Annotated in this window: 19 protein-coding genes; 11 read left to right on the forward strand and 8 right to left on the reverse strand. The window is 74.3% G+C overall.

Annotation, left to right across the window (positions count from 1 at the left end; all coding sequences use genetic code 11):
- Window positions 1-20 precede the first annotated feature (20 nt).
- Window positions 21-1,910: a cholesterol oxidase substrate-binding domain-containing protein gene (locus tag ACIRRS_RS02900; protein WP_402963984.1), complete on the reverse strand. Its 1,890-nt coding sequence runs from the start codon at window positions 1,908-1,910 to the stop codon at window positions 21-23.
- 198 nt (window positions 1,911-2,108) lie between these two features.
- Window positions 2,109-2,444, reverse strand: a complete 336-nt coding sequence (locus tag ACIRRS_RS02905; protein WP_402963987.1) for a hypothetical protein — start codon at window positions 2,442-2,444, stop codon at window positions 2,109-2,111.
- Between the two features lie 93 nt (window positions 2,445-2,537).
- Between ACIRRS_RS02905 and ACIRRS_RS02910 the strand changes: the two genes are divergently transcribed.
- Both ACIRRS_RS02910 and ACIRRS_RS02915 read left to right on the forward strand, forming a co-directional pair.
- Window positions 2,538-3,287, forward strand: a complete 750-nt coding sequence (locus ACIRRS_RS02910) for a carbon-nitrogen hydrolase family protein (RefSeq protein WP_402963989.1) — start codon at window positions 2,538-2,540, stop codon at window positions 3,285-3,287.
- 132 nt (window positions 3,288-3,419) lie between these two features.
- Window positions 3,420-4,814: a class II fumarate hydratase gene (locus tag ACIRRS_RS02915; RefSeq protein ID WP_402963992.1), complete on the forward strand. Its 1,395-nt coding sequence runs from the start codon at window positions 3,420-3,422 to the stop codon at window positions 4,812-4,814.
- Between the two features lie 78 nt (window positions 4,815-4,892).
- On the opposite strand, the gene ACIRRS_RS02920 is transcribed toward ACIRRS_RS02915, so the two are convergent.
- Complete coding sequence (locus ACIRRS_RS02920) at window positions 4,893-5,339, reverse strand: SPW repeat protein (RefSeq protein ID WP_402963995.1); 447 nt, start codon at window positions 5,337-5,339, stop codon at window positions 4,893-4,895.
- 211 nt (window positions 5,340-5,550) lie between these two features.
- Here ACIRRS_RS02920 and ACIRRS_RS02925 point away from each other — a divergent pair, with 211 nt between their 5' ends.
- Both ACIRRS_RS02925 and ACIRRS_RS02930 read left to right on the forward strand, forming a co-directional pair.
- Window positions 5,551-6,096, forward strand: a complete 546-nt coding sequence (locus tag ACIRRS_RS02925; RefSeq protein WP_402963997.1) for a PadR family transcriptional regulator — start codon at window positions 5,551-5,553, stop codon at window positions 6,094-6,096.
- 71 nt (window positions 6,097-6,167) lie between these two features.
- A complete protein-coding gene (locus ACIRRS_RS02930) occupies window positions 6,168-7,868 on the forward strand; it encodes an acyl-CoA dehydrogenase family protein (protein WP_402964000.1) in 1,701 nt (566 codons plus the stop codon).
- Between the two features lie 59 nt (window positions 7,869-7,927).
- On the opposite strand, the gene ACIRRS_RS02935 is transcribed toward ACIRRS_RS02930, so the two are convergent.
- Window positions 7,928-8,662 carry a response regulator gene (locus tag ACIRRS_RS02935; protein WP_402964003.1) on the reverse strand — a complete coding sequence of 245 codons (735 nt, stop codon included), beginning with the start codon at window positions 8,660-8,662 and terminating at the stop codon, window positions 7,928-7,930.
- 174 nt (window positions 8,663-8,836) lie between these two features.
- Here ACIRRS_RS02935 and ACIRRS_RS02940 point away from each other — a divergent pair, with 174 nt between their 5' ends.
- Window positions 8,837-10,960, forward strand: a complete 2,124-nt coding sequence (locus ACIRRS_RS02940; RefSeq protein ID WP_402964006.1) for a sensor histidine kinase — start codon at window positions 8,837-8,839, stop codon at window positions 10,958-10,960.
- Window positions 10,961-11,074: 114 nt separating this feature from the next.
- On the opposite strand, the gene ACIRRS_RS02945 is transcribed toward ACIRRS_RS02940, so the two are convergent.
- The 3 genes from ACIRRS_RS02945 to ACIRRS_RS02955 all read right to left on the reverse strand — a co-directional run bounded on the left by ACIRRS_RS02945 (window position 11,075) and on the right by ACIRRS_RS02955 (window position 12,270).
- Window positions 11,075-11,311: a hypothetical protein gene (locus tag ACIRRS_RS02945; protein ID WP_402964009.1), complete on the reverse strand. Its 237-nt coding sequence runs from the start codon at window positions 11,309-11,311 to the stop codon at window positions 11,075-11,077.
- Between the two features lie 129 nt (window positions 11,312-11,440).
- Complete coding sequence (locus ACIRRS_RS02950; protein WP_402964012.1) at window positions 11,441-11,839, reverse strand: hypothetical protein; 399 nt, start codon at window positions 11,837-11,839, stop codon at window positions 11,441-11,443.
- On the reverse strand, window positions 11,836-12,270 hold the full coding sequence (locus ACIRRS_RS02955) for a hypothetical protein (RefSeq protein WP_402964015.1): 435 nt from the start codon (window positions 12,268-12,270) through the stop codon (window positions 11,836-11,838). The genes ACIRRS_RS02950 and ACIRRS_RS02955 overlap by 4 nt, the downstream gene beginning before the upstream one ends.
- A 251-nt stretch (window positions 12,271-12,521) precedes the next feature.
- On the opposite strand from ACIRRS_RS02955, the gene ACIRRS_RS02960 reads away from it, so the two are divergent.
- The 5 genes from ACIRRS_RS02960 to fahA all read left to right on the forward strand — a co-directional run bounded on the left by ACIRRS_RS02960 (window position 12,522) and on the right by fahA (window position 18,887).
- The gene (locus ACIRRS_RS02960) at window positions 12,522-13,943 is read left to right on the forward strand and encodes a phosphoribosyltransferase family protein (protein ID WP_402964018.1); all 1,422 of its coding nucleotides are present in this window, start codon (window positions 12,522-12,524) and stop codon (window positions 13,941-13,943) included.
- A 276-nt stretch (window positions 13,944-14,219) separates the two neighbouring features.
- Window positions 14,220-15,434: a 4-hydroxyphenylpyruvate dioxygenase gene (gene hppD / locus ACIRRS_RS02965; RefSeq protein ID WP_402964021.1), complete on the forward strand. Its 1,215-nt coding sequence runs from the start codon at window positions 14,220-14,222 to the stop codon at window positions 15,432-15,434.
- A gap of 155 nt (window positions 15,435-15,589) precedes the next feature.
- Window positions 15,590-16,792 (forward strand): homogentisate 1,2-dioxygenase, encoded by a 1,203-nt coding sequence (locus ACIRRS_RS02970; protein WP_402964024.1) that lies wholly within the window; start codon window positions 15,590-15,592, stop codon window positions 16,790-16,792.
- Window positions 16,789-17,658, forward strand: coding sequence for a hypothetical protein (locus ACIRRS_RS02975; protein WP_402964027.1), 870 nt, complete (start codon window positions 16,789-16,791; stop codon window positions 17,656-17,658). The genes ACIRRS_RS02970 and ACIRRS_RS02975 overlap by 4 nt, the downstream gene beginning before the upstream one ends.
- Complete coding sequence (gene fahA / locus ACIRRS_RS02980) at window positions 17,655-18,887, forward strand: fumarylacetoacetase (protein ID WP_402964030.1); 1,233 nt, start codon at window positions 17,655-17,657, stop codon at window positions 18,885-18,887. Before ACIRRS_RS02975 ends, fahA begins: the two co-directional genes overlap by 4 nt.
- Window positions 18,888-19,087: 200 nt before the next feature.
- Here the strand turns inward: fahA and ACIRRS_RS02985 are convergent, their stop codons facing one another.
- Window positions 19,088-19,861: an SDR family oxidoreductase gene (locus ACIRRS_RS02985; protein WP_402964033.1), complete on the reverse strand. Its 774-nt coding sequence runs from the start codon at window positions 19,859-19,861 to the stop codon at window positions 19,088-19,090.
- Between the two features lie 97 nt (window positions 19,862-19,958).
- On the opposite strand from ACIRRS_RS02985, the gene ACIRRS_RS02990 reads away from it, so the two are divergent.
- A complete protein-coding gene (locus ACIRRS_RS02990; protein WP_402964036.1) occupies window positions 19,959-20,645 on the forward strand; it encodes a TetR/AcrR family transcriptional regulator in 687 nt (228 codons plus the stop codon).
- Window positions 20,646-20,712: the final 67 nt, after the last annotated feature.

The raw sequence follows: 20,712 nt of genomic DNA on the forward strand, positions 1-20,712 counted from the left end.
GAGTCGTCAAGAACGGGAGCCTACGTCAACAGCCCGTCCAGGAACGGGTTTCCGAACACCCGGTGCGGGTCGTGCCGGTCGAGGACGGCGACCGCCTCGTCCCAGCCGGGGCCTCCCCCGGCCCGCAGGCTCTCGGGGATGACCCGCCCGAGGAGGTCGGGGTCGGCCCAGGCGGCGTCGGCGGTGTAGGCCCAGCCCTTGGACCACTCGACGCGCAGGCCCGCCCGGGTGCCGTCGAAGGTGCGCACCAGCCACTGTTCGAGGTCGCGGGCGAAGCGCTCCAGTCCGGGCGTGCCGGGGAGGGAGAGGACGTCCAGCCAGACGGCGGTGTCCCACTCCGGGCGGTCGGCGCGCGGGCGCAGCGCGGACAGCAGCGGCGGGCGGGCGCCGGGGACGCCGGCGGCGGCCGGGTCGTCCAGGCCGGTCACCCGGATCTCCACGGCGCCGTTGATCGGGAACTCGCCGCGCGCCTGGTAGTCGGCGAGCAACTGCCGGTAGAAGGCAGCGAATTCGCTGACGACCCACTGGAGGTCGGCGCGCCGGGCGAGGATCGCGTAGCCGTTGGCGGTGACGCGCAGGGTGGTGGGGCGCACGTACTGGAGCAGGGTGCGCGAGGGGCCCCAGAGGTCGGATCGCAGGCCGCCGGCGAGCAGGTGGGTGATCAGGTCCCCGGTGAGCAGTTCGCGCAGGAGTCCGCCGGAGAGCAGGACGTCGGTGAGGTCGCCGGTGAGCGCCACCTTGGCGATCAGGTACTGGAGTTGGCCGAAGAGGGGGGCCGACGCCCAGGTGCCGGCGACGAGTTGGCCAGCGAGGCGGGCGACGGGTTCCGGGATGCTGTCCGAGAAGGGGTAGTTGTAGGGCTGGTCGACGGCGCGGGAGGCGAGCGGCTTGGCCGGTGCGACGCTCCAGGTCTTCAGCCAGGGGGTGTCGGTGTAGGCGAACCAGATGGCCTCGGCGCGGCCGTCGCGCTCGACGAACTCGGCGAAGGTGCGGGGCCCTCCCCCACCCAGCAGCCCGCCGCCGCCCAGCAGCCCGCCGAGGAGGCCGCCGCCAGGCGCCGTGCCGGGCCGGGCGAAGAGTTCGGCCGCCGGGATGTCGAGGCGGCTGACGCAGCGCAGCGGCCGGTCGGTGCCGGCGCGCAGGACGACCTCGGTGAGGAAGGCGCGGCCGAGGTGGACGAGGAAGGCGGCGCTGTCGGCCTCGTTACGGTCGAAGGTGCGCAGGGCGTAGCGGCCGGTGGCGGGGTCGAGGACGACGGCGGTGAGCCGGACGACCTGGTTGGAGACGGAGCCGTAGCCGAGCCCGTCCGGGCGGAGTTCGCCGGCGGCGGGGACGGCGGTGCCGTGGCCGCCGATGGCGAGGACGCCGCCGAGGGTCAGTTCGCCGGGTGCGGGGCAGGCCGTCAGGCCGAGGCCCCGGTCGGCGAGGTGGGCGAGCAGGGCCTCCATGGTGGCACCGGTCTGGGCGCGGACGGTGGTGGGCGAGTCGGCGGTGAGCGCGGTGAGGTGGCGGGCGGTGTCGACGAGGAGCACCCGGGCGCCCTCCGGGGTGCCGTTCGCGACGGTGAGCGGTGCCCAGGTGTGGCGGTGGCCGGTGGCGCGCAGGCGCCAGCCGTTGGCGTGCGCCCAGTCGGCGAGGGCGGGCACCTCCTCGGGGGTGCGGGGTGCGCAGGTCCACAGCTGGTCGGTGCGGATCTCGCCGGACCAGTTCTGGAAGACCCGCTGGTACAGCTCGGTGCCGGCGGGCAGGCCGGGCGGTACGGGTGCGGAGGCGCGGGCGTCCTCGGGGCCGATGGTGGCGCGCAGCAGCCAGGCGGCGCCGCCGAGGGCGGTGGTGCCCAGGAGCCTTCGGCGGGTGAGGCCGCCCTCGAGGTCGGTGGTCCGTGCGCCTGCGCCGTGTTCGGTGGTCATTCGTCCGCCCCTGGCCCCTCGGTTGGTCCCTCGGTACGGGCCGGGTCTCCCCCGGCCCGGTCAGGAGCGTACGAAGCGCCGTACGGCCGTTTGAAGCCTCGCCTCCGCTTTCTCACTCGTTCGAGTGATCATGGAGCGGAACCCCGTACGCGCGCCTCCCGCAGCATGAACCCGGGGCGGCCTCAGCGCGGAGCGGCCTCAGCGCGGAGCGGCGAGCGCGGCCTGCGCGTAGCGGCTCCAGCGGGCGGCGGAGGCAGCCGGCACGCACACCCAGTCCTTCATCGGTCGCCCACCCGCCGGATCGAACAGGTGTGCACCGGGCAGGGCGAGGGCCTCGGCGTGCTCGGCGGAGTCCCGGCCGAGCCGGCAGACGAGCTCGCTGCCGTGGAGCCCGGCGAACGCCTTGCCGTTGACGTCCTTGAGGCAGGGCATGCCGAACATCTGCGAGCGGTGGGCGCCGAGCGGGGCGAGGTCCTCGGCGATGGTCCCGTAGCGGGCGAGGGCGGCGGAGTCGGCCGCGTCGTTTCCGGTCATGCGGCCATCGTCGCGCACACCGGTGCCTTGCCGCGCCGTCCGGCGGGCCGATAACTTGATCATCATCCCGCACCCCCGCCAGGAGGCCCCTCCATGCCCTCGTCCAGCAGCTCCGCACGCCCCGGCCTCACCGTCGCCGTCGCCCAGCCGCCCTGCGTGCCGGGCGGCCGCCCGGACACCCTGGCCGGGAACGTCGAGCAGCACGCGCTGGCCGTACGGGAGGCCGCAGCCCGCCTGGTGGTGTTCCCGGAGCTGTCGCTGACCGGCTACGACCTGGCCGCCCCCGCCGTCGACCCGGCGGACCCGCGCCTGGCCCCGCTGGTCGAGGCCTGCGCCGCCGCCGGCTCCCTCGCCCTGGTCGGCGCGCCGGTCGCCGAGGAGGGCGGGCGCGAGTCCATCGCCACCCTGGCCGTCACCGGCGAGGGCGCGAGCGTCGTCTACCGCAAGACCCGCCTGCACGGCGCGGGCGAGCCGGAGCGCTTCACCCCCGGCGAGGGGCCCGTCGTCCTGGAGCTGGACGGCCTGCGCCTCGGCCTCGCGATCTGCGCCGACGCGGCCGACCCGGGCCACGCCGAGGAGACCGCCGCCCTCGGCATCGACGCCTACGTCGCCTCCACGCTGTACGGCCCCGGCCCGGCCCAGGCCGAGCGCCGCGACGGCCACCTGCGCGGGCGCGCCACGGCACACGGCGTCTGGTGCGTGCTGTCCACCTCCGCCGGCCCGACCGGCGTCTTCCCCGACAGCTCGGGAGGCTCCGGCGTCTGGGCCCCGGACGGCACCGTCGTCGCCCGGTGCGGCACCGCCCCCGGCGACCTCGCCCGCGCCGAGCTGCCCCGCCCGTAACGCGCGTCCCCCGGCACACCCCGGCCCCCGGAAATACCCCGGCCCCGGAAATACCTGCGGCCCCCGCGGGGCTGTGGTGATCAGGAGCCCGCCCCGCCCCCGGGGAGGGCCGTACGGGAGGTGCGGGGCGACATGGGCGGCGAGCGGGAGTACCGGGTCGAGCACGACTCCATGGGCGAGGTCCGGGTGCCGGCGGACGCGAAGTGGCAGGCGCAGACGCAGCGGGCGGTGGAGAACTTCCCGGTGTCCGGGCAGCGGCTGGAGCGGGCGCACATCGCGGCGCTGGCCCGGATCAAGGCCGCCGCCGCCCGGGTGAACGCGCACCTGGGCGTCCTGGACGGGGAGACGGCGGAGGCGATCGCCTCGGCCGCCGAGGAGGTGGCCGAGGGCCGCTGGGACGGCGAGTTCCCGGTGGACGTGTTCCAGACCGGCTCGGGCACCTCCTCCAACATGAACGCCAACGAGGTGATCGCCACCCTCGCCTCGGAGCGGCTCGGCCGGCCCGTGCACCCCAACGACCACGTCAACGCCAGCCAGTCCTCCAACGACGTCTTCCCGTCCTCGATCCACATCGCGGCCACCGCCGCCGTCACCCACGACCTGATCCCGGCGCTGGAGCACCTCGCGGAGGCGCTGGAGCGCAAGGCCGTCGAGTTCGCGAACGTGGTCAAGTCCGGCCGCACCCATCTGATGGACGCCACGCCCGTCACCCTGGGCCAGGAGTTCGGCGGCTACGCGGCGCAGGTGCGGCACGGCCGCGAGCGGCTGCTGGCGACGCTGCCCCGGGTGGCCGAACTGCCGCTGGGCGGAACGGCGGTGGGCACGGGGATCAACACCCCGCCCGGCTTCCCGGAGGCGGTGATCGCCGAGGTGGCCCGCACCACCGGCCTGCCGCTGACGGAGGCCCGCGACCACTTCGAGGCGCAGGGCGCGCGGGACGCGCTGGTGGAGCTGAGCGGCCAACTGCGCACGGTGGCGGTCGGGTTCACGAAGATCGCCAACGACCTGCGGTGGATGGGCTCGGGCCCGCGCACGGGCCTGGGCGAGATCAACCTGCCGGATCTGCAGCCGGGTTCGTCGATCATGCCGGGCAAGGTCAACCCGGTGCTGCCCGAGGTGGTGCTGATGGTGGCGGCCCAGGTGGTGGGCAACGACGCGACGGTGACGCTGGCGGGCGCGAGCGGCAACTTCGAGCTGAACGTGATGCTCCCGGTGCTGGCCCGCAACGTGCTGGAGTCGGTGCGCCTGCTCGCCAACTCCGCCCGGCTGCTGGCGGACCGGACGGTCGACGGGGTCACGGCCAACGTCGAGCGGGCCCGGGAGTACGCGGAGTCCTCCCCCTCGGTGGTGACGCCGCTGAACCGGTACATCGGCTACGAGGAGGCGGCGAAGGTCGCCAAGCAGGCGCTGGCGGAGCGCCGCACCATCCGTCAGGTGGTGCTGGACCGCGGCTACGTCGAGCGGGGCCTGCTCACCGAGGAGCAGCTGGACGAGGCCCTGGACGTCCTGCGGATGACCCGCCCCTGAGAGCGCGCGGGAGCGCGTGCGCCGGGGCGCGGCGGGCGGTTGAGGCCCTCCGCGCCCCGGCACGGGCTGCGGGGTCGTTCAGCCCCTGGCTCGGCCGGCCCGGCCGCGCCGCATCGACGCTCCGTTCGACGTCATGGTCGCCATGGACAGCGCCGCGAGGCCGAGCAGGAACATGACGGCACCGGCGATGAGGCAGGTGACGATGTTCTTGCCGTGCGCGACGGAGCCGGAGACGGCCCAGGGGGAGATGATCGTCCAGACGCCGAGCGCGGCGGCCGCCCAGGCCCTCGCGTGGGTGCGTTCGTAGGCCGATCCGTAGCCGGCCATCAGCGCCGTGTAGGCCAGACCGACGATCAGGCAGGTCACGGTCAGGGTGCTGAAGGCGGTGAAGCCGACGATCCACGGCGATGCCGCGAGGAAGAGGCCGGCCAGTACGGCCAGGGCTTCGACGCCCTGGGCGCGGGGGGTCGAGGTGACCCGCTCGTAGTGTTCGCGTAGTTCGACGATGTCCGGATGGTGCTCCATGCCCGTCGGGATATGGGTTGCCACCGATACCACCTCCTGTGGTCCGGATGGGTGAAGGCGCATGCCCCGTACCCCATTCTGGCGCTTCTCGAAGGTTTTGCACCTGATAGTCCGCAATGACCGATAACCATCCGGTCACGCCGGTGACCTGCGTCTCACCGTCGCGCGCCGCCATTGCCTATGCAACTCGTTGCATAGCAGGATGCGGTCCATGGCACTGGAGCACGCGATCCTCGTCTCGCTGCTGGAGCAACCCGGCTCCGGCTACGAGCTGGCCCGGCGCTTCGACCGCTCCATCGGGCGCTTCTGGACCGCCACCCACCAGCAGATCTACCGGGTGCTGCGGCGGATGGAGGCGGACGGACTGGTCCTCTCCGAGGAGGTCGCCCAGGACGGTCGGCCGGACAAGAAGGTGTACGCCGCCTCCTCGGACGGGCGCGCCGCGCTCGCCGACTGGCTGCGCGAGCCCGTCGAACCGGAGACCGTCCGGCACGAGCTGGCGGTCAAGATCCGCGCCGCCGCCTTCGACGACCCGGGCGCGCTGCTCTCCGAGGTCGAGCGGCACCGGGAGGCCCACGCCGCCCTGCTCGCCCGCTACCTGCACGGCGAGGAGCGCGACTTCCCCGACCCCGCCGCGCTCGACGCCCAGCAGCAGCTCCAGCACGTCGTCCTTCGCGGCGGCATCGAGTTCGAGCGGATGACGCTCGCCTGGCTCGACGACGTGCTCGCCACCCTGCACCGGCTCGCCCGGCCCTGAGCCCGACACCCTGCACCGGCTCGCCCGGCCCTGAGCCCGACACCCTCACCCACCCCTCCCGGGAGCCCCTCATGCTCTTCAACCCGCGCACCTACGACCCCGCGCAGTTCGACGAGCCGACCCGCCGGCTGCTGCGCGCGACCGTCGACTGGTTCGAGACCCGCGGCAAGAAGGCGCTCATCGACACCTACGTCGACCGCACCTGGTACGCCGACTTCCTCGAGTTCGCCGCGCGCGAGGGCCTGTTCGCCGAGTTCCTCACCCCCGCCTGCGCCGACCCGGACAAGCGCTGGGACACCGCCCGCATCGCCGAGCTGAACGAGATCCTCGGCTTCTACGGCCTCGGCTACTGGTACACCTGGCAGGTCACCATCCTGGGCCTGGGCCCGGTGTGGCAGAGCGGCAACGAGCAGCTGCGCGCCCGCGCCGCCGAACTCCTGCGCGAGGGCCACGTGATGGCCTTCGGCCTGTCCGAGCGCACCCACGGCGCGGACATCTACTCCACCGACATGGTCCTCACCCCCGACGGCGAGGGCGGCTTCACCGCCACCGGCTCCAAGTACTACATCGGCAACGGCAACGTCGCCGGCCTGGTCTCGGTGTTCGGCCGCCGCTCGGACGTCGAGGGCCCGGACGGCTACGTCTTCTTCGCCGCCGACAGCCGCCACGAGGCGTACCACCTGGTCAAGAACGTGGTCAACGCCCAGATGTACGTCAGCGAGTTCCGCCTCGAGGACTACCCGGTGCGCGCCGAGGACGTGCTGCACACCGGCCGGGCCGCCTTCGACGCCGCGCTGAACACCGTCAACGTCGGCAAGTTCAACCTCTGCACCGCCTCCGTCGGCATCTGCGAGCACGCGATGTACGAGGCCGTCACCCACGCCCGGAACCGGGTGCTGTACGGCAAGCCCGTCACCGAGTTCCCGCACGTGCGCCGCGAGTTGACGGACGCCTACGCCCGCCTCGTCGCGATGAAGCTGTTCAGCGCCCGGGCCGTGGACTACTTCCGCACCGCCTCCCCCGAGGACCGCCGCTACCTGCTGTTCAACCCGATGACCAAGATGAAGGTCACCACCGAGGGCGAGAAGGTCATCGACCTGATGTGGGACGTCATCGCGGCCAAGGGCTTCGAGGCGGACACCTACTTCGACAAGGCCGCCAAGGACATCCGCGGCCTGCCGAAGCTGGAGGGCACCGTCCACGTCAACCTGGCGCTGATCCTCAAGTTCATGGCCAACTACCTGTTCGCGCCCGCCGACTACGCCCCGGTGCCGACCCGCCTGGACGCCGCCGACGACGAGTTCCTGTTCCGCCAGGGCCCGGCCCGCGGCCTGGGCGCGATCCGCTTCCATGACTGGCGCGCCGCCTACGACCGCCACGCGAAGACGCCCAACGTGGCCCGCTTCCGCGAACAGGCCGACGGCTTCTGCGCGTTGCTGCTCGAGCACGCGCCGAGCCGGGAGCAGCAGGCCGACCTCGACTTCCTGCTGGAGATCGGCCAGCTGTTCGCGCTGATCGTCTACGGCCAGCTGGTGCTGGAGCAGGCCGAGTTGACGGGCCTGGACGGGGACGTGCTGGACCAGGTCTTCGACGCGCTGGTGCGCGACTTCTCCGCGCACGCGACCGAGCTGCACGGCAAGGCCTCCACCACCGAGGAGCAGGCCGCCTGGGCGCTGGCGCACGTGCGCCGCCCGGTCGCGGACGCCGGGCGTGCCGCGCGGGTGTGGGAGAAGGTCGAGGCGCTGTCGGGCGCGTACGAGATGCGCCCGTAGCGGCGACGACGCTCCGGGGGTGCCGGTCGGCGGACCGGCACCCCCGGCCTCACAAGGCGCTACTGGAGGCCGGTACCCGGACCGGAGGCGTCGCCCAAACCCATGTCGCGGGCCCGGGCGACGGCCTCGGCGCGGGTGGCGACGTGCAGCTTCTCGAAGATGTGCGTGACGTGGTTGCGCACCGTCTTCTCCGCCACCACCAGCTCCCGGGCGATGCGCCGGTTGTCGTGCCCGCGCGCGACGAGGTCCAGCACCTCGGCCTCGCGGGCGGTGAGTTCGGGGAACAGCTGCCCGGCCTCGCGCATCCGCGCCCCCGCCAGCAGCGCCGTGATCCGCCCGGCGACCTCGCCGCCGAAGACGGCGCCGCCCGCCGCGACGGTGCGCACCGCGTGCAGCACCTCCTCCCGCCCGGCGCCCTTGACCAGGTAGCCGCGCGCCCCGGCCTGGAGGGCGGCGAGCAGGTTCCCGTCGTCGTCCGACATGGTGAGCATCAGCACCGGCGGCGCCTGCTCCCCCGGCGCCCGCTCCCCCGCGCAGAGGCGGCGCACGGCCTCCAGCCCGGAGCCGTCCGGGAGCGAGAGGTCCATGACGACCACGTCCGGCCGGTGCCGGGCGACGGCCCCGGGGACATCCGCGACCCGCTCGGCCTCGGCGACCACGGCGACCCCCTCGGCGCTCTCCAGGGCCGCCTTGAGCCCGGCGCGGAACAGGGGGTGGTCGTCGACGATCAGCACCCGAACGGGCGGGTCGTCCCGCGACCGGTCGGGGGGTGTCACCGGCTGCTGTTCATCCACCCGGCCGACACTACCAGCGATGATCCGTGACGTTCCGTGACAGGCTCGGTGAAGCCCCGGCGCGTCGCCGCACGGCCCCTGCGCGATGCGGGACGCCCGCCTCAGGCGTCCGGGACACCGGGCGGACCAGACTGGGTGCGCATGCCCCGGGCCCGTCAGCGAGGTGGTGGTGCCATGATCACGGAGGGCCGAGCCCGCCGCACACCGGCCGAACGGCAGCTGACGGCCGCGGCCGTCGCCACGGCGGTGTGCCTGGTCGCCGCCGCCCTGTGGACCTGCTACGTGCTCGTCCACCTCGGCGACCCCGGCGTCTCCCACCCCCGGGACCAACTCGCCACCCTCGTCTACGCGTTGCCGACCGCCGGCGCCGGGATGCTGCTGCACGCCCACCGCCCCGGCAGCCCGCTGGGCTGGGTGATGCTGGTGTACGCGATGACCGCGATCCTGCCCCACGCGGCCACCGCCCCGGTCTGGGTGGAGGTCTCCGACCCCGGCCTGGTCGGCGCGGCGGCCGCCTTCTCCGCGCTGTGCGCCGTCGTCAACGTGACGCTCTTCTACGTGCTGCCGCTGTGGCTGCCCAACGGTCGGCTGACGAGCCGCCGCTGGTGGTTCTACATCGCGGCCGTCGCCCTGTTCGTCGTCCCCGAGGTGGCCTGGACCCTCGACCTGCCGACCCTGTACGGGCGGGCGAACCCGCTGGCCGGGAACCCCCCGGCGCACCTGCTGCACAGGATCGCCCACGCGGTCGACGGCCACGACATGGTCGTCAGCGAGTACCTCGTCGGCTTCGTCGCCCTCGTCCTGCTGGCCCGCCTGCTGCGCCCCACGCCCGGGAGCCTCGGCGCCGAGGCCCGGCGCCACCGGCTGCGGGTCGGCGCGATGCTCGCCGCCTACCTGCTCTGGGCCGCGGCGCAGGACCTGTACGAGCGCTCCTGGACGACCAACTACTGGCTCAGCTACGCGCTGTTCGCGGGAGCGGGGGTGGTGTGGGCGGTCGCGGTCGGCCTCCTGGTCGTGCGCGACCACGGCTGGCGCCTGCACCGGGCGGCCCGCAGCGCGCTGATCGGCCTGAGTCTGGCCACCGGCACCACCGTCCTGTTCGTCGGCGCCTCCGCCCTGTGCTCCACCCTGCTGGTGCCCGGGCGCGGCGGCCCCGTCCTGCTGCTGATCGCCGTCGTGTACGTCCTCGGCGCGTTCCTGCCCCGGGCGGCGCGGCGCTCCGTCGGCGTCGTCGACCGGCTGTACTACGGCGAGCGCGCCCAGCCGTACCAGGTGCTGCGCACCCTGGCCGGGCGGGTGCGGCAGGTGGTGGACCCGGAGCAGCTGCCCGCCGCGCTGTGCGCGACCGTCGCCGAGGAGCTGCGGCTGCCCGGGGTCGCGCTGACCGTCACCACCCGGGCCGGGCGCCGCACCCTGGCCGTCGCGGGAACACCCGACCAGGGGCGCGGCCAGGGCTTCGAACTGGTCCACAACGGCCTGGCCATCGGCGAGTTGAGGGTCGCGCTGCGGGCGGGCGAGGAGCGCCTCGACGCCAGCGACATGGACATCCTGCGCTCGCTCGCCGACCAGGCCTCCCCCGCCGTCGCCTCCCTGCGCCTCCAGCAGGACCTCCAGGCCGGGCGGGAGCAGGTCGTGGCCGCGCGGGAGGAGGAGCGGCGGCGGCTGCGGCGCGACATCCACGACGGGCTGGGGCCCGCGCTGGCCGGGCTGCGGCTGCGCGTGGACAGCGCCGCCACCTCGACGGCGGCGGACGGCGGGCTGGAGCGGTCGCTGCGCGGGGTCTCGGACGACCTGGGGCTGGCCATCCGCGAGCTGCGGCGCATCACCGACCGGCTCGGGCCCGCGCCGCTGGGCGAGTTCGGGCTCGCCCGGGCCGTCGAGCAGCTGGCGGGCACGTTCAGCGGGCCGGGACTGGCGGTGACGGCGGAGCTGTCGCCGCGTCCGCTGCCGGAGCTTCCGGCGGCCGTGGAGGTGGCGGCGTACCGGATCGCGGCGGAGGCGCTCACCAACGTGCTGCGCCACGCCCGGGCGCGGACGGCGCGGGTCGAACTGCGGGTGGAGGCGGGGGCGGTGGTGCTGTCGGTGCGCGACGACGGGGTGGGGTACGGGCCCGCGCCCGACGGTGCCTTCGCGTCCGCGGACGGCGCGACGGACGGCCTGGCGGGCGGCGGGGTCGGCCTGCGGTCGATGGCGGACCGGGCGGCGGAGATCGGCGGGTCCTGCACGGTGCGGCCGCTGCCGCTGGGCGGCGGGACGCAGGTGCTGGCGGTGCTGCCCCGGACGGCCGGGGGCGGGTGAGGGGCGCCGGCGGAGGCAGGCCACGGCCCCCGGTGCTGGCTGCGCCGGGGGCCGTAGGGGTTCGAGGGGTTCGAGGGGGTCGGGGACGGGCGAGGACGGGTGGGGTGAGCCGGGTCAGCTGTCGCCGGGGCCGCCGCGGCCGGGCGGCGGCGGGCAGTCGCCCGGGGTGCAGCCGATGCCGCCGGCGATCCCGCCGCTGCGGGCCGGGGAGGCGGCCGGAGCGGAGGGGGCGGACGGGACGGAGGGGGCGGAGGGCGCGCAGGCCCTGCGGAACGCGGCGGCGGCCGCGATCACCCCGGTGAGCGCACCGGCGGCCGCGCAGACGGCCTTGGTCGCGGTGTTCGTGGTCATGAGGGGTACTCCCGTGTTCTTCCTGGGGAGCGGGGCGGCCGCTCCCGTCCACCACTGTGCGCAGCGCGGGCGCCCGGGCGCACGGGTCCGCCGTCCCGTTCCTGTCCCACATCCGACTCAGAGCCCGGTTCAGGGCCGGGTCCGGGAGGCCGGGCGGGGGTGCCCGGCGGAGGCCTTGCGGCGGGGCGCGGCGAGGACGAGGCAGAGGAGTTCGGCGCCGAGCGGCCCGGCCTCCAGGTGCAGTTCCCTGCCGCGGGGGGCGAGCAGCAGGTCGCCCTCGGAGGCCAGGTGGTCGGGGGCGTCGTCGGTGCGGCCGACGACGGCGGCTCCGCGCAGCACGTGCAGGACCGTCTCGGTGTCGGGCCGGCCGGGGAGCACGTGGTGGGCGCCGGGGCTCAGGCGCAGGTGGTCGAAGGTCTCGCAGTCGCTGGCGAGCATGGCGCGCCGGGCGAGGGAGCGGACGCGGACGCGTTCGCCGCCGGGGCCGAGGAGGATCATGGCGGCGCCGGTGTCGGTGGTGACGATCACCGGGGATCGCCTCCTTCGTCTTCGTGTGGTTCGTCTTCGGGCCCGTCCTGGGGCGGGGCCTGGTGGCCGGGGACGGCGAGGACGGCCTGGAAGAACTCCAGCCCGGCCGTTCCGGCGGTGAGGACGGTGTGCCGGCCCAGCGGCAGGACGAGGGCGGTGCCCTCGACGAGGGGGATCGCGACGCCGACCTCGGAGCCGTCCGGCAGGCCGCCCTCGGGCAGCACGCCCTTCGGGAGGGCGTCGTCGGGCAGGGAGGCCAGGCCTGAGCCGGCGGTGACGTAGACGGCGTGTTCGACGCCCTCCGCGGCCAGTTCGGCGCTGCGGCCGGGGTCGAGGCGGCGCAGTCCGACGCCGCGCAGCGGGCCCGCGAGCAGGCGGCCGGGGTCGACGGCGCCACGGCGGCGCAGGTCGGTGATGACGGTGCCCGGCATCTCGGGGCCTCCTTCCTGTGGTGGGCGGGCCCTGCGGCCCGTCCGTCCCCCTCACGGTCCGCCGCCCGCCGTCCCGGCCGCACGGGGGCCGCGTCCCGTCCCGTTCCCGTACGTGCGCCCGGGGCGTCCCGTTCACGTCCCGGGCGGGGCGGGACCGGGTGCGGGACCGGTCGCGGGACCGGTCCCGAGCAGGCACGGGCGCGGGCGCCGGTGCAGCGGGGCGACGTACGGTGGAGGGCGGAGGACGTGACATGCGCGTCACCGGAGTCCGGTTCACCGACCGCACCGACGCCGGCCGGCGGTTGGCCGCCCTGCTCGGCCATCTGCGCGGCCCGGGCACGGTGGTGGTCGCGCTGCCCCGGGGCGGGGTGCCGGTGGCGGCCGAGGTCGCGGCGACGCTGGGCGCGCCGCTGGACATCTGCGTGATCCGCAAGCTGGGCGTGCCGCAGCAGCCCGAGCTGGGCATGGGGGCGATCGGCGAGGACGGCGTGCGGGTGCTGAACGCGCAGGTGATGCGGGCCGCCGGGGTGGGCGAGGGGCAGCTGGCCGAGGTGGAGCGGCGCGAGCGCGTGGAGCTGGAGCGCCGGGCCCGCCGCTACCGGGGCGGGCGGGAGCCGGCCGCCGTCCGGGGGCGCACGGTGGTCGTGGTGGACGACGGCGTCGCGACGGGCTCGACGGCGCTGGCGGCCTGCCGGATCGTACGGGCCAGGGGCGCGGCGCGGGTGGTGCTGGCGGTGCCGGTGGCGCCCCGGGACTGGACGGAGCGCCTGGCCGGGGCGGCGGACGAGCTGGTGTGCGTGGCCACGCCCTCGCCGTTCTTCGCGATCGGCGAGTTCTACGAGGACTTCTCGCAGACCGGCGACGAGGAGGTGCTGCGGCTGCTGGCGGCGGACGGTGCGGATGGTGTGGCTGGTGCGTCCCGTACGGCGCCCGTGGAGCGCGAGCTGAGGCTGGCGGTCGCGGGCACGGGCCTGGCCGGGCTGCTGGCGGTTCCGGCGGCCCCGCGCGGGGTGGTGGTGTTCGCGCACGGCAGCGGCAGCGGCCGGCTCAGCCCGCGCAACCGGCACGTCGCCCGGCGGCTGAACGGCGAGGGCCTGGCCACGCTGCTGTTCGACCTGCTCACCGAGGCGGAGGAGCCGGACCGGGGCAAGGTGTTCGACGTGGAGTTGCTGGGCGCCCGGCTGGCGGCGGTGGCCCGGGCGGTGCGCGACGGGGATGCTGCGGGCACGCGGGAGGCGCGCGGGCTCCCGCTGGGGCTGTTCGGGGCCAGTACCGGCGCCGCCGCCGCGCTGCGGGCCGCCGCCGAACTGGGCCCGGCCGTACGGGCGGTGGTCTCGCGCGGCGGGCGGCCGGACCTGGCGTCCCCCGGCGACCTGGCCCGGGTGCGGGCGCCGACGCTGCTGGTGGTCGGCGCGCTGGACACCGCCGTGCTGGACCTCAACCGGCGGGCCCGGGAGCGGCTGCGGTGCGAGAGTGAACTGGCGGTGGTGCCGGGGGCGGGCCACCTGTTCGAGGAGCCGGGGACGCTGGAGCGGGCCGCCGACCTGGCTGGGGCGTGGTTCCTGCGCCATCTGCCCGCCGGCCCCGCCGGTCCCGGCGATCCCAGCGGCCCCGGGGGCAGCGGCGGTTCTGCCGGTTTCGGCGGCGGCGGAACGGTTGCGCAGACCTCGTGAATCCCCCGCGATCGACAGCGCACTTTGCACAGTCGATCCAGGGATTTCCTGATCAGCTTGTACACATTGAGCAGTGAAAAACCGACCTGTTGCCCAACCCACCGGACAGGAGCAAGCTCTCCGCCAACCGCACCCGCCCACCCCTGCGCGGAGCGGCCGCCATCCACGACCGCCGCCACGACCGCGATCCACGCACCCCGACAGCGGGTGCCCGATGGCACGTGCTCGATCCAAGCGGACGCCTCAGAGCCGAGGCCCTAACTGGAGGAACGACCGATGACTCCGCAGTCCCACGCCCTTGAGCTGACCCCCGAGGAGCGCGAGGCCGGCCTCGACGCCGACCAGCTGCGCCGCCTCGTCGGCCTCGTCGAGCACGACGCGGCCGCCGACCCGTTCCCCGTCACGGCCCAGGACGCCGTCGTCTTCGTGGTCGGCAACGCCACCCAGACGGCCCAGTTCTACCAGGCCGTGTTCGGCATGGAGCTGGTCGCCTACTCCGGCCCGGAGACCGGCCGCCGCGACCGCAAGGCCTTCGTGCTGCGCTCCGGCTCCTGCCGCTTCGTGATCAAGGGCGGCGTCCTGCCGGACAGCCCGCTGCTGGACCACCACCGCCGCCACGGCGACGGCGTCGTCGACCTGGCCCTGGAGGTCCCGGACGTCGACAAGTGCATCGAGCACGCCCGCGCCACCGGCGCCACCGTGCTGGAGGAGCCCAACGACGTCTCGGACGAGAACGGCACCGTGCGCCGCGCCGCCATCGCCACCTACGGTGAGACCCGCCACACCCTGATCGACCGCTCCCGCTACAACGGCCCGTACCTGCCGGGCTACGTCGTGGCGAAGGGCCGCGTCCAGCACCCGGAGGGCTCGCCCAAGCGCCTGTTCCAGGCCCTGGACCACGCGGTGGGCAACGTCGAAATCGGCCGCATGGACGAGTGGGTGGCGTTCTACAACCGCGTCATGGGCTTCGTGAACATGGCCGAGTTCGTCGGCGACGACATCGCCACCGAGTACTCCGCGCTGATGTCCAAGGTCGTCGCCAGCGGCAACCACCGGGTGAAGTTCCCGCTCAACGAGCCGGCCGTCGCCAAGAAGAAGTCGCAGATCGACGAGTACCTGGAGTTCTACACGGGCCCCGGCTGCCAGCACATGGCGCTCGCCACCAACGACATCCTCACCACCGTCGACGTGCTGCGCGCCCGCGGCGTGGAGTTCCTCGACACCCCGGACGCGTACTACGACGACCCGGAGCTGCGCGAGCGCATCGGCAAGGTGCGCGTGCCGATCGAGGAGCTGAAGAAGCGCGGCATCCTGGTCGACCGCGACGAGGACGGCTACCTGCTCCAGATCTTCACCAAGCCGATCGGCGACCGCCCGACCGTCTTCTACGAGTTCATCGAGCGGCACGGTTCGCTGGGCTTCGGGAAGGGCAACTTCAAGGCGCTCTTCGAATCCATCGAGCGCGAGCAGGACCGCCGCGGCAACCTGTAACCGCGCGGGGCCCGTTCGGAGGAATCCTGCCGCGGATCCGGCAGAATCCGCCGGGCGGGCCCCCATCGCCGTCGGCTCCGCGGCCCTCACCGCCGCGGCAGCCCGTTCGGCACGGTCGAGAAGGACACGGTCGAGAAGGAACAGGGAGCAGGGAGATGGCGTACTACCGGCAGCTGGGCAGCATCCCGCCCAAGCGGCACACTCAGCACCGCACACCCGAAGGCGGGCTGTACTACGAGGAGTTGATGGGCGAGGAGGGGTTCTCCTCCGACTCGTCGCTGCTCTACCACCGGGGCATCCCCTCGGCCGTGGTGAACGCGGTGCCGTGGGAGCTGCCGGACCAGTCCACGGTGCCCAACCACCCCCTGCTCCCGCGCCACCTGAAGCTGCACGAGCTGTTCGCCGGGCAGGAGTGGAAGTCGGCGGACGTGGTGGCCGGGCGCCGCCTCGTCCTCGGCAACGGGGACGTGCGGATCTCCTACGTCGCCGCCGGGGCGCCCAGCGAGCTGTACCGCAACGGGCTCGGCGACGAGTGCGTGTACGTGGAGGCCGGATCCGGCACGCTGGAGACGGTGTTCGGCTCGATCGAGGTCGGGCAGGGCGACTACGTGATCATCCCCCGGGCCACCACCCACCGCTGGGTGCCCGCCGGGGACGAGCCGCTGCGCGCGTACTGCATCGAGGCGAACAGCCACATCACGCCGGTCAAGCGCTACCTGTCGAAGTACGGGCAGCTGCTCGAGCACGCGCCGTACTGCGAGCGGGACTTCCGCGGGCCGGTCGGGCCGCTGGTGGTCGAGGAGTCCGGCGACGTGGACGTCCTCGTCAAGCACCGTGGCCCCAACGGGATTTCGGGCACGCGCTACACCGTGCCGCACCACCCGTTCGACGTGGTCGGCTGGGACGGCTGCCTGTACCCGTACGCCTTCAACATCAGCGACTTCGAGCCGATCACCGGCCGCATCCACCAGCCGCCGCCGGCCCACCAGGTCTTCGAGGGCAACGGCTTCGTGATCTGCAACTTCGTTCCGCGCAAGGTGGACTACCACCCGCTGTCGATCCCGGTGCCGTACTACCACGCCAACGTGGACAGCGACGAGGTCATGTTCTACTGCGGCGGCGACTACGCGGCGCGCAAGGGCTCGGGCATCGCCCAGGGCTCCATCTCGCTGCACCCGGGCGGGCACACGCACGGGCCGCAGCCCGGCGCGTACGAGCGCAGCATCGGCGCGGAGTTCTTCGACGAGCTGGCCGTGATGGTGGACACCTTCCGCCCGCTGGAGCTCGGCGAGGGCGGGCGGGCCTCCGAGGACCCCAACTACGCCTGGACGTGGGCGGGTCGGGGGCCCGGGCGATGAGCTCCGCGATCCCCGCGCTCTTCCGCGCGCTGTTCGACGACGCGGCCGTGTTCCCGCCGGGGAACCTGCCGATCGCCGAGGCCGTGCCCGCGCACCGCGCCCACCGGGCGGCCTGGTACGCGGAGGCGGTCGGGCCGTTCCTGTGCGGGGCGGGCCGGCTGGGCGAGCTGGCGTCGGCGGTGGATGGGCCGGCGGCCGGGCCGATGACGGACGGGCCGGTGCTGAGGGTCGGGCTCGTACTGCCGGGGGGCAGTGCGGAGTTGGCCCCGGCGCTGGCCGCCGCCGCGCCCTTCGAGGTGGCCGGCGTCGAACTGGCCACCCGGGACGCGGCCGGGGCCGTGGCCGAGCTCGGCCGGCTGCTGGCGCCCGAGGTGCCGGCGGCCGTCGAGCTGCCGCGCGAACTCCTGCGCGGGGAGGGCCTGGAGGCCGCGCTGGACCTGCTCGCCGACACCCCCTACCGGGCGAAGTTCCGCACCGGCGGGCTGGCCGCCGAGGCCTTCCCGGACGAGGAGGAGCTGGCCGCCTTCCTCGCCGGCTGCGCGCGGCGCGGCCTGGCGTACAAGTGCACGGCCGGGCTGCACAACGCCGTCCGGCACACCGACGCGACGACCGGCTTCGAGCACCACGGCTTCCTGAACGTGCTGCTGGCCGCTCAGGAGACCGACCCGAAGGCTGCGGCCGAGGTGCTCGCGGAGCGGGACGGCGAGGTGCTGGCGCAGTCCGTGCGTACACTGACAGATCGTCAGATTACGGTGATCCGCGACTCGTTCACCGCGTTCGGCACCTGCAGCATCGCCGAACCGCTGGCCGACCTGGCCGCTCTCGGCCTGGTTCCGGCCCATCCACTGCCCCAGGAGGACCGTTGAGCACCACCCCCAGCAGCCCCCACAGCTGGCTCGTCAGCGCCCAGGACTCGCCGTTCGGCGTGCACAACCTGCCGTACGGCGTGTTCACCGCCGCCGACCAGCCCGGGCGGCGCCGGATCGGCGTGCGCGTGGGCGACTTCGTCCTGGACGCCGGGGCCGCCGCCCGCGCGACCGGGGCGCCGTCCGTCCTGCTGGACGCCGACACGCTCAACCCGCTGATGGCGGCCGGGCGTTCGGTCTGGACGCAGGTGCGCACGGACCTCACGACCTGGCTGACGGACGAGTCCTACCGCGAGGCGCTCACGGGCGCGCTGCTGCCGGTAGGCGACGTGGAGCTCCACCTGCCGTTCGAGGTCGCGGACTACGTCGACTTCTACGCCTCGGAGCACCACGCCACCAACCTCGGCCGCATCCTCCGGCCGGGCCTGGAGCCGCTCACGCCCAACTGGAAGCACCTGCCCATCGGTTACCACGGCCGGGCCGGGACGGTCGTCGTCTCCGGCACGCCGGTGACGCGCCCGCACGGGCAGCGCAAGGCCCCGGCCGACGCCGTGCCCGGCTTCGGGCCGAGCCGGCGACTGGACATCGAGGCCGAGGTCGGCTTCGTCGTCGGCACGCCCTCGCCGATGGGGCAGCGGGTCGCGCTGGACGACTTCGAGGAGCACGTGTTCGGCGTCTGCCTGCTCAACGACTGGTCGGCGCGCGACATCCAGGGCTGGGAGTACGTGCCGCTCGGGCCGTTCCTCGGCAAGTCCTTCGCGACCTCGGTCTCGCCGTGGATCGTGCCGCTGGACGCGCTGCGCCACGCGCGGATCGCCCCGCCGGCGCGCGACGTCGAGCCGCTGCCGTACCTGGACGACCGGGGCCGCGAGCCGTGGGGCCTAGACCTCGCGATGGAGGTCCGGCTCAACGGGCACACCGTCTCGCGCCCGCCGTTCGCCACCATGTACTGGACGGCGCAGCAGCAGCTCGCCCACATGACCGTCAACGGCGCTTCGCTGCGCACGGGCGACCTGTTCGCCTCGGGCACCGTCAGCGGGCCGGAGGTGGACACCCGGGGCGCGCTGATCGAGCTGACCTGGAACGGCGAGGAGCCGCTCAAGCTCGCGGACGGGACGACGCGCACGTTCCTGGAGGACGGGGACGAGGTCGTCATCACCGCCACGGCCCCGGGCGCGGACGGCGCGGTCGTCGGGTTCGGCGAGGTGACGGGGCGGGTCGTCGGGTGACGGCTGACGGCTGACGGCTGACGGCTGACGGCTGACGAGTAGCAGCCGACAGCGAACAAGTAACAGCTGACAGATTTCAGCGAACAGATAACAGCTGGCAGATTTCATCATCTGTCAGCTGTTATCTGTTTTCCGTCATCTGTTCGCTGTCGGCTGTTACCTGCTACCTGTTACCTGTTCGCCGCCCGCCCTCCCCCGCCCTACAGCGCCGACCCGCCGGTGGCGTCGACGACCCGGCCCGAGACCCAGCGGGCGTCGTCCGAGGCGAGGAAGGCGACGACGCCGGCGATGTCCTCCGGCTGCCCGATGCGGCCGAACGCGGAGAGCGAGGCCGCGTGGGCGGCGGCCTGCGGGTCGGCGCGCAGCCAGCCCGCGTTGACGTCGGTGTCGATGATCCCCGGCGCCACCGAGTTGACGGTGATGCCGCGCGGCCCGAGTTCCTTCGCCAGGTTGAGCGTGAAGGTGTCGAGCGCGCCCTTCGTCGAGCCGTAGGCCATGATCTCCGGCATGGCGAGCCGGGCCAGGCCGCTGGAGATGTTGATGACCCGGCCGCCGTCGCGCAGCCGCTCCAGCCCGTGCTTGACGATGAAGAACGGCGCGCGGACGTTGACGGCGAAGACCTCGTCGAAGCCCTCCTCGGTCAGGTTCGCGAGGTCAGCGCTGCGCCCGATCCCGGCGTTGTTCACGATGATGTCCACGCCGCCGGTGGGCGCGTGCTCGCCGATCCGCTCGTCGAAGGCCTCCCACAGGGCGAGCGCGTCGCCGTGGAACCCGAGCGCGGCCGGCAGGGCAAAGGCCCGGCCGCCGGCGGCGCGGATGCCGTCGACCACCTCGGCCGCCGCCTCCTTCTCCCGTGCGTAGCCCACGGCGACCACGGCGCCGTCCCGCGCCAGCCGCTCGGCGATGGCCCGCCCGATCCCCCGACTGCCGCCGGTGACCAGCGCCGTCCTGTCCTCCAGTGCACGCTCAGCCATGGCTGACCCTCCCTGTCCGCATCGCCGCTCATTTATTGAGTGATCGCTCAAAAAAACCTAGCACACACTTCTTGAGCGACTGCTCTAAAATTTCGCCATGGCCGAGAAGACGCCCCCGACGCCGACCGCGACGACACCCCCGACACCCCCGGCAGACCCGGCGCCCCCGGCAGACCCGCTGCCCCGCCCCGCCAGGCGCGGCCGTCCGCCCGCCTTCGACCGCGCCGAGGCGCTGGCCGCCGCCACCCGGCTGTTCTGGGAGCGCGGCTACGAGGCCACCTCCGTCAGCGACCTCACCGCCGCGATGGGCATCCGCCCGGGCAGCCTCTACGCCGCGTTCGGCGACAAGCGCACCCTGTTCGACGAGGTCGTCCGGGAGTACGGGCTCTCCCCCGTCGGCTCGTTCCTCGGCACGGCCCTGGCCGAGGAGCCCACCGCCCGCGACGCCTTCGCCCGCATGCTGCGCGAGACGGCCGCCGTCTACGCGGACCCGTCCCACCCGGCCGGCTGCCTGGTGATCAGCGCCGCCACCAACGTCTCCGCCCAGGACGCCGAGGTCGAGGCCCGCCTGCGCGACCTGCGCAACGCCAACCTGCGTGTCTTCGAGGCCCGGCTGCACGCCGCCCGGGAGGACGGCGAACTCCCCCCGGAGGCCGACCCGTCCGCCCTCGCCCGCTACTTCGCCGTGGTGGTCCAGGGCATGTCCCAGCAGGCCCGCGACGGCGCCACCGTCGCCGACCTGGCCGCCACCGCCGAACTCGCCCTCCAGGCCTGGCCCGGCTGACCGGGCCGGGAGGCCCCCGTCCGCCGTCCTGGTGATCGCCTCCACCCCCGCCCCGGTACGGTGGAGC

This window comes from Kitasatospora sp. NPDC101183, assembly GCF_044767945.1.
Classification (GTDB): Bacteria; Actinomycetota; Actinomycetes; order Streptomycetales; family Streptomycetaceae; genus Kitasatospora.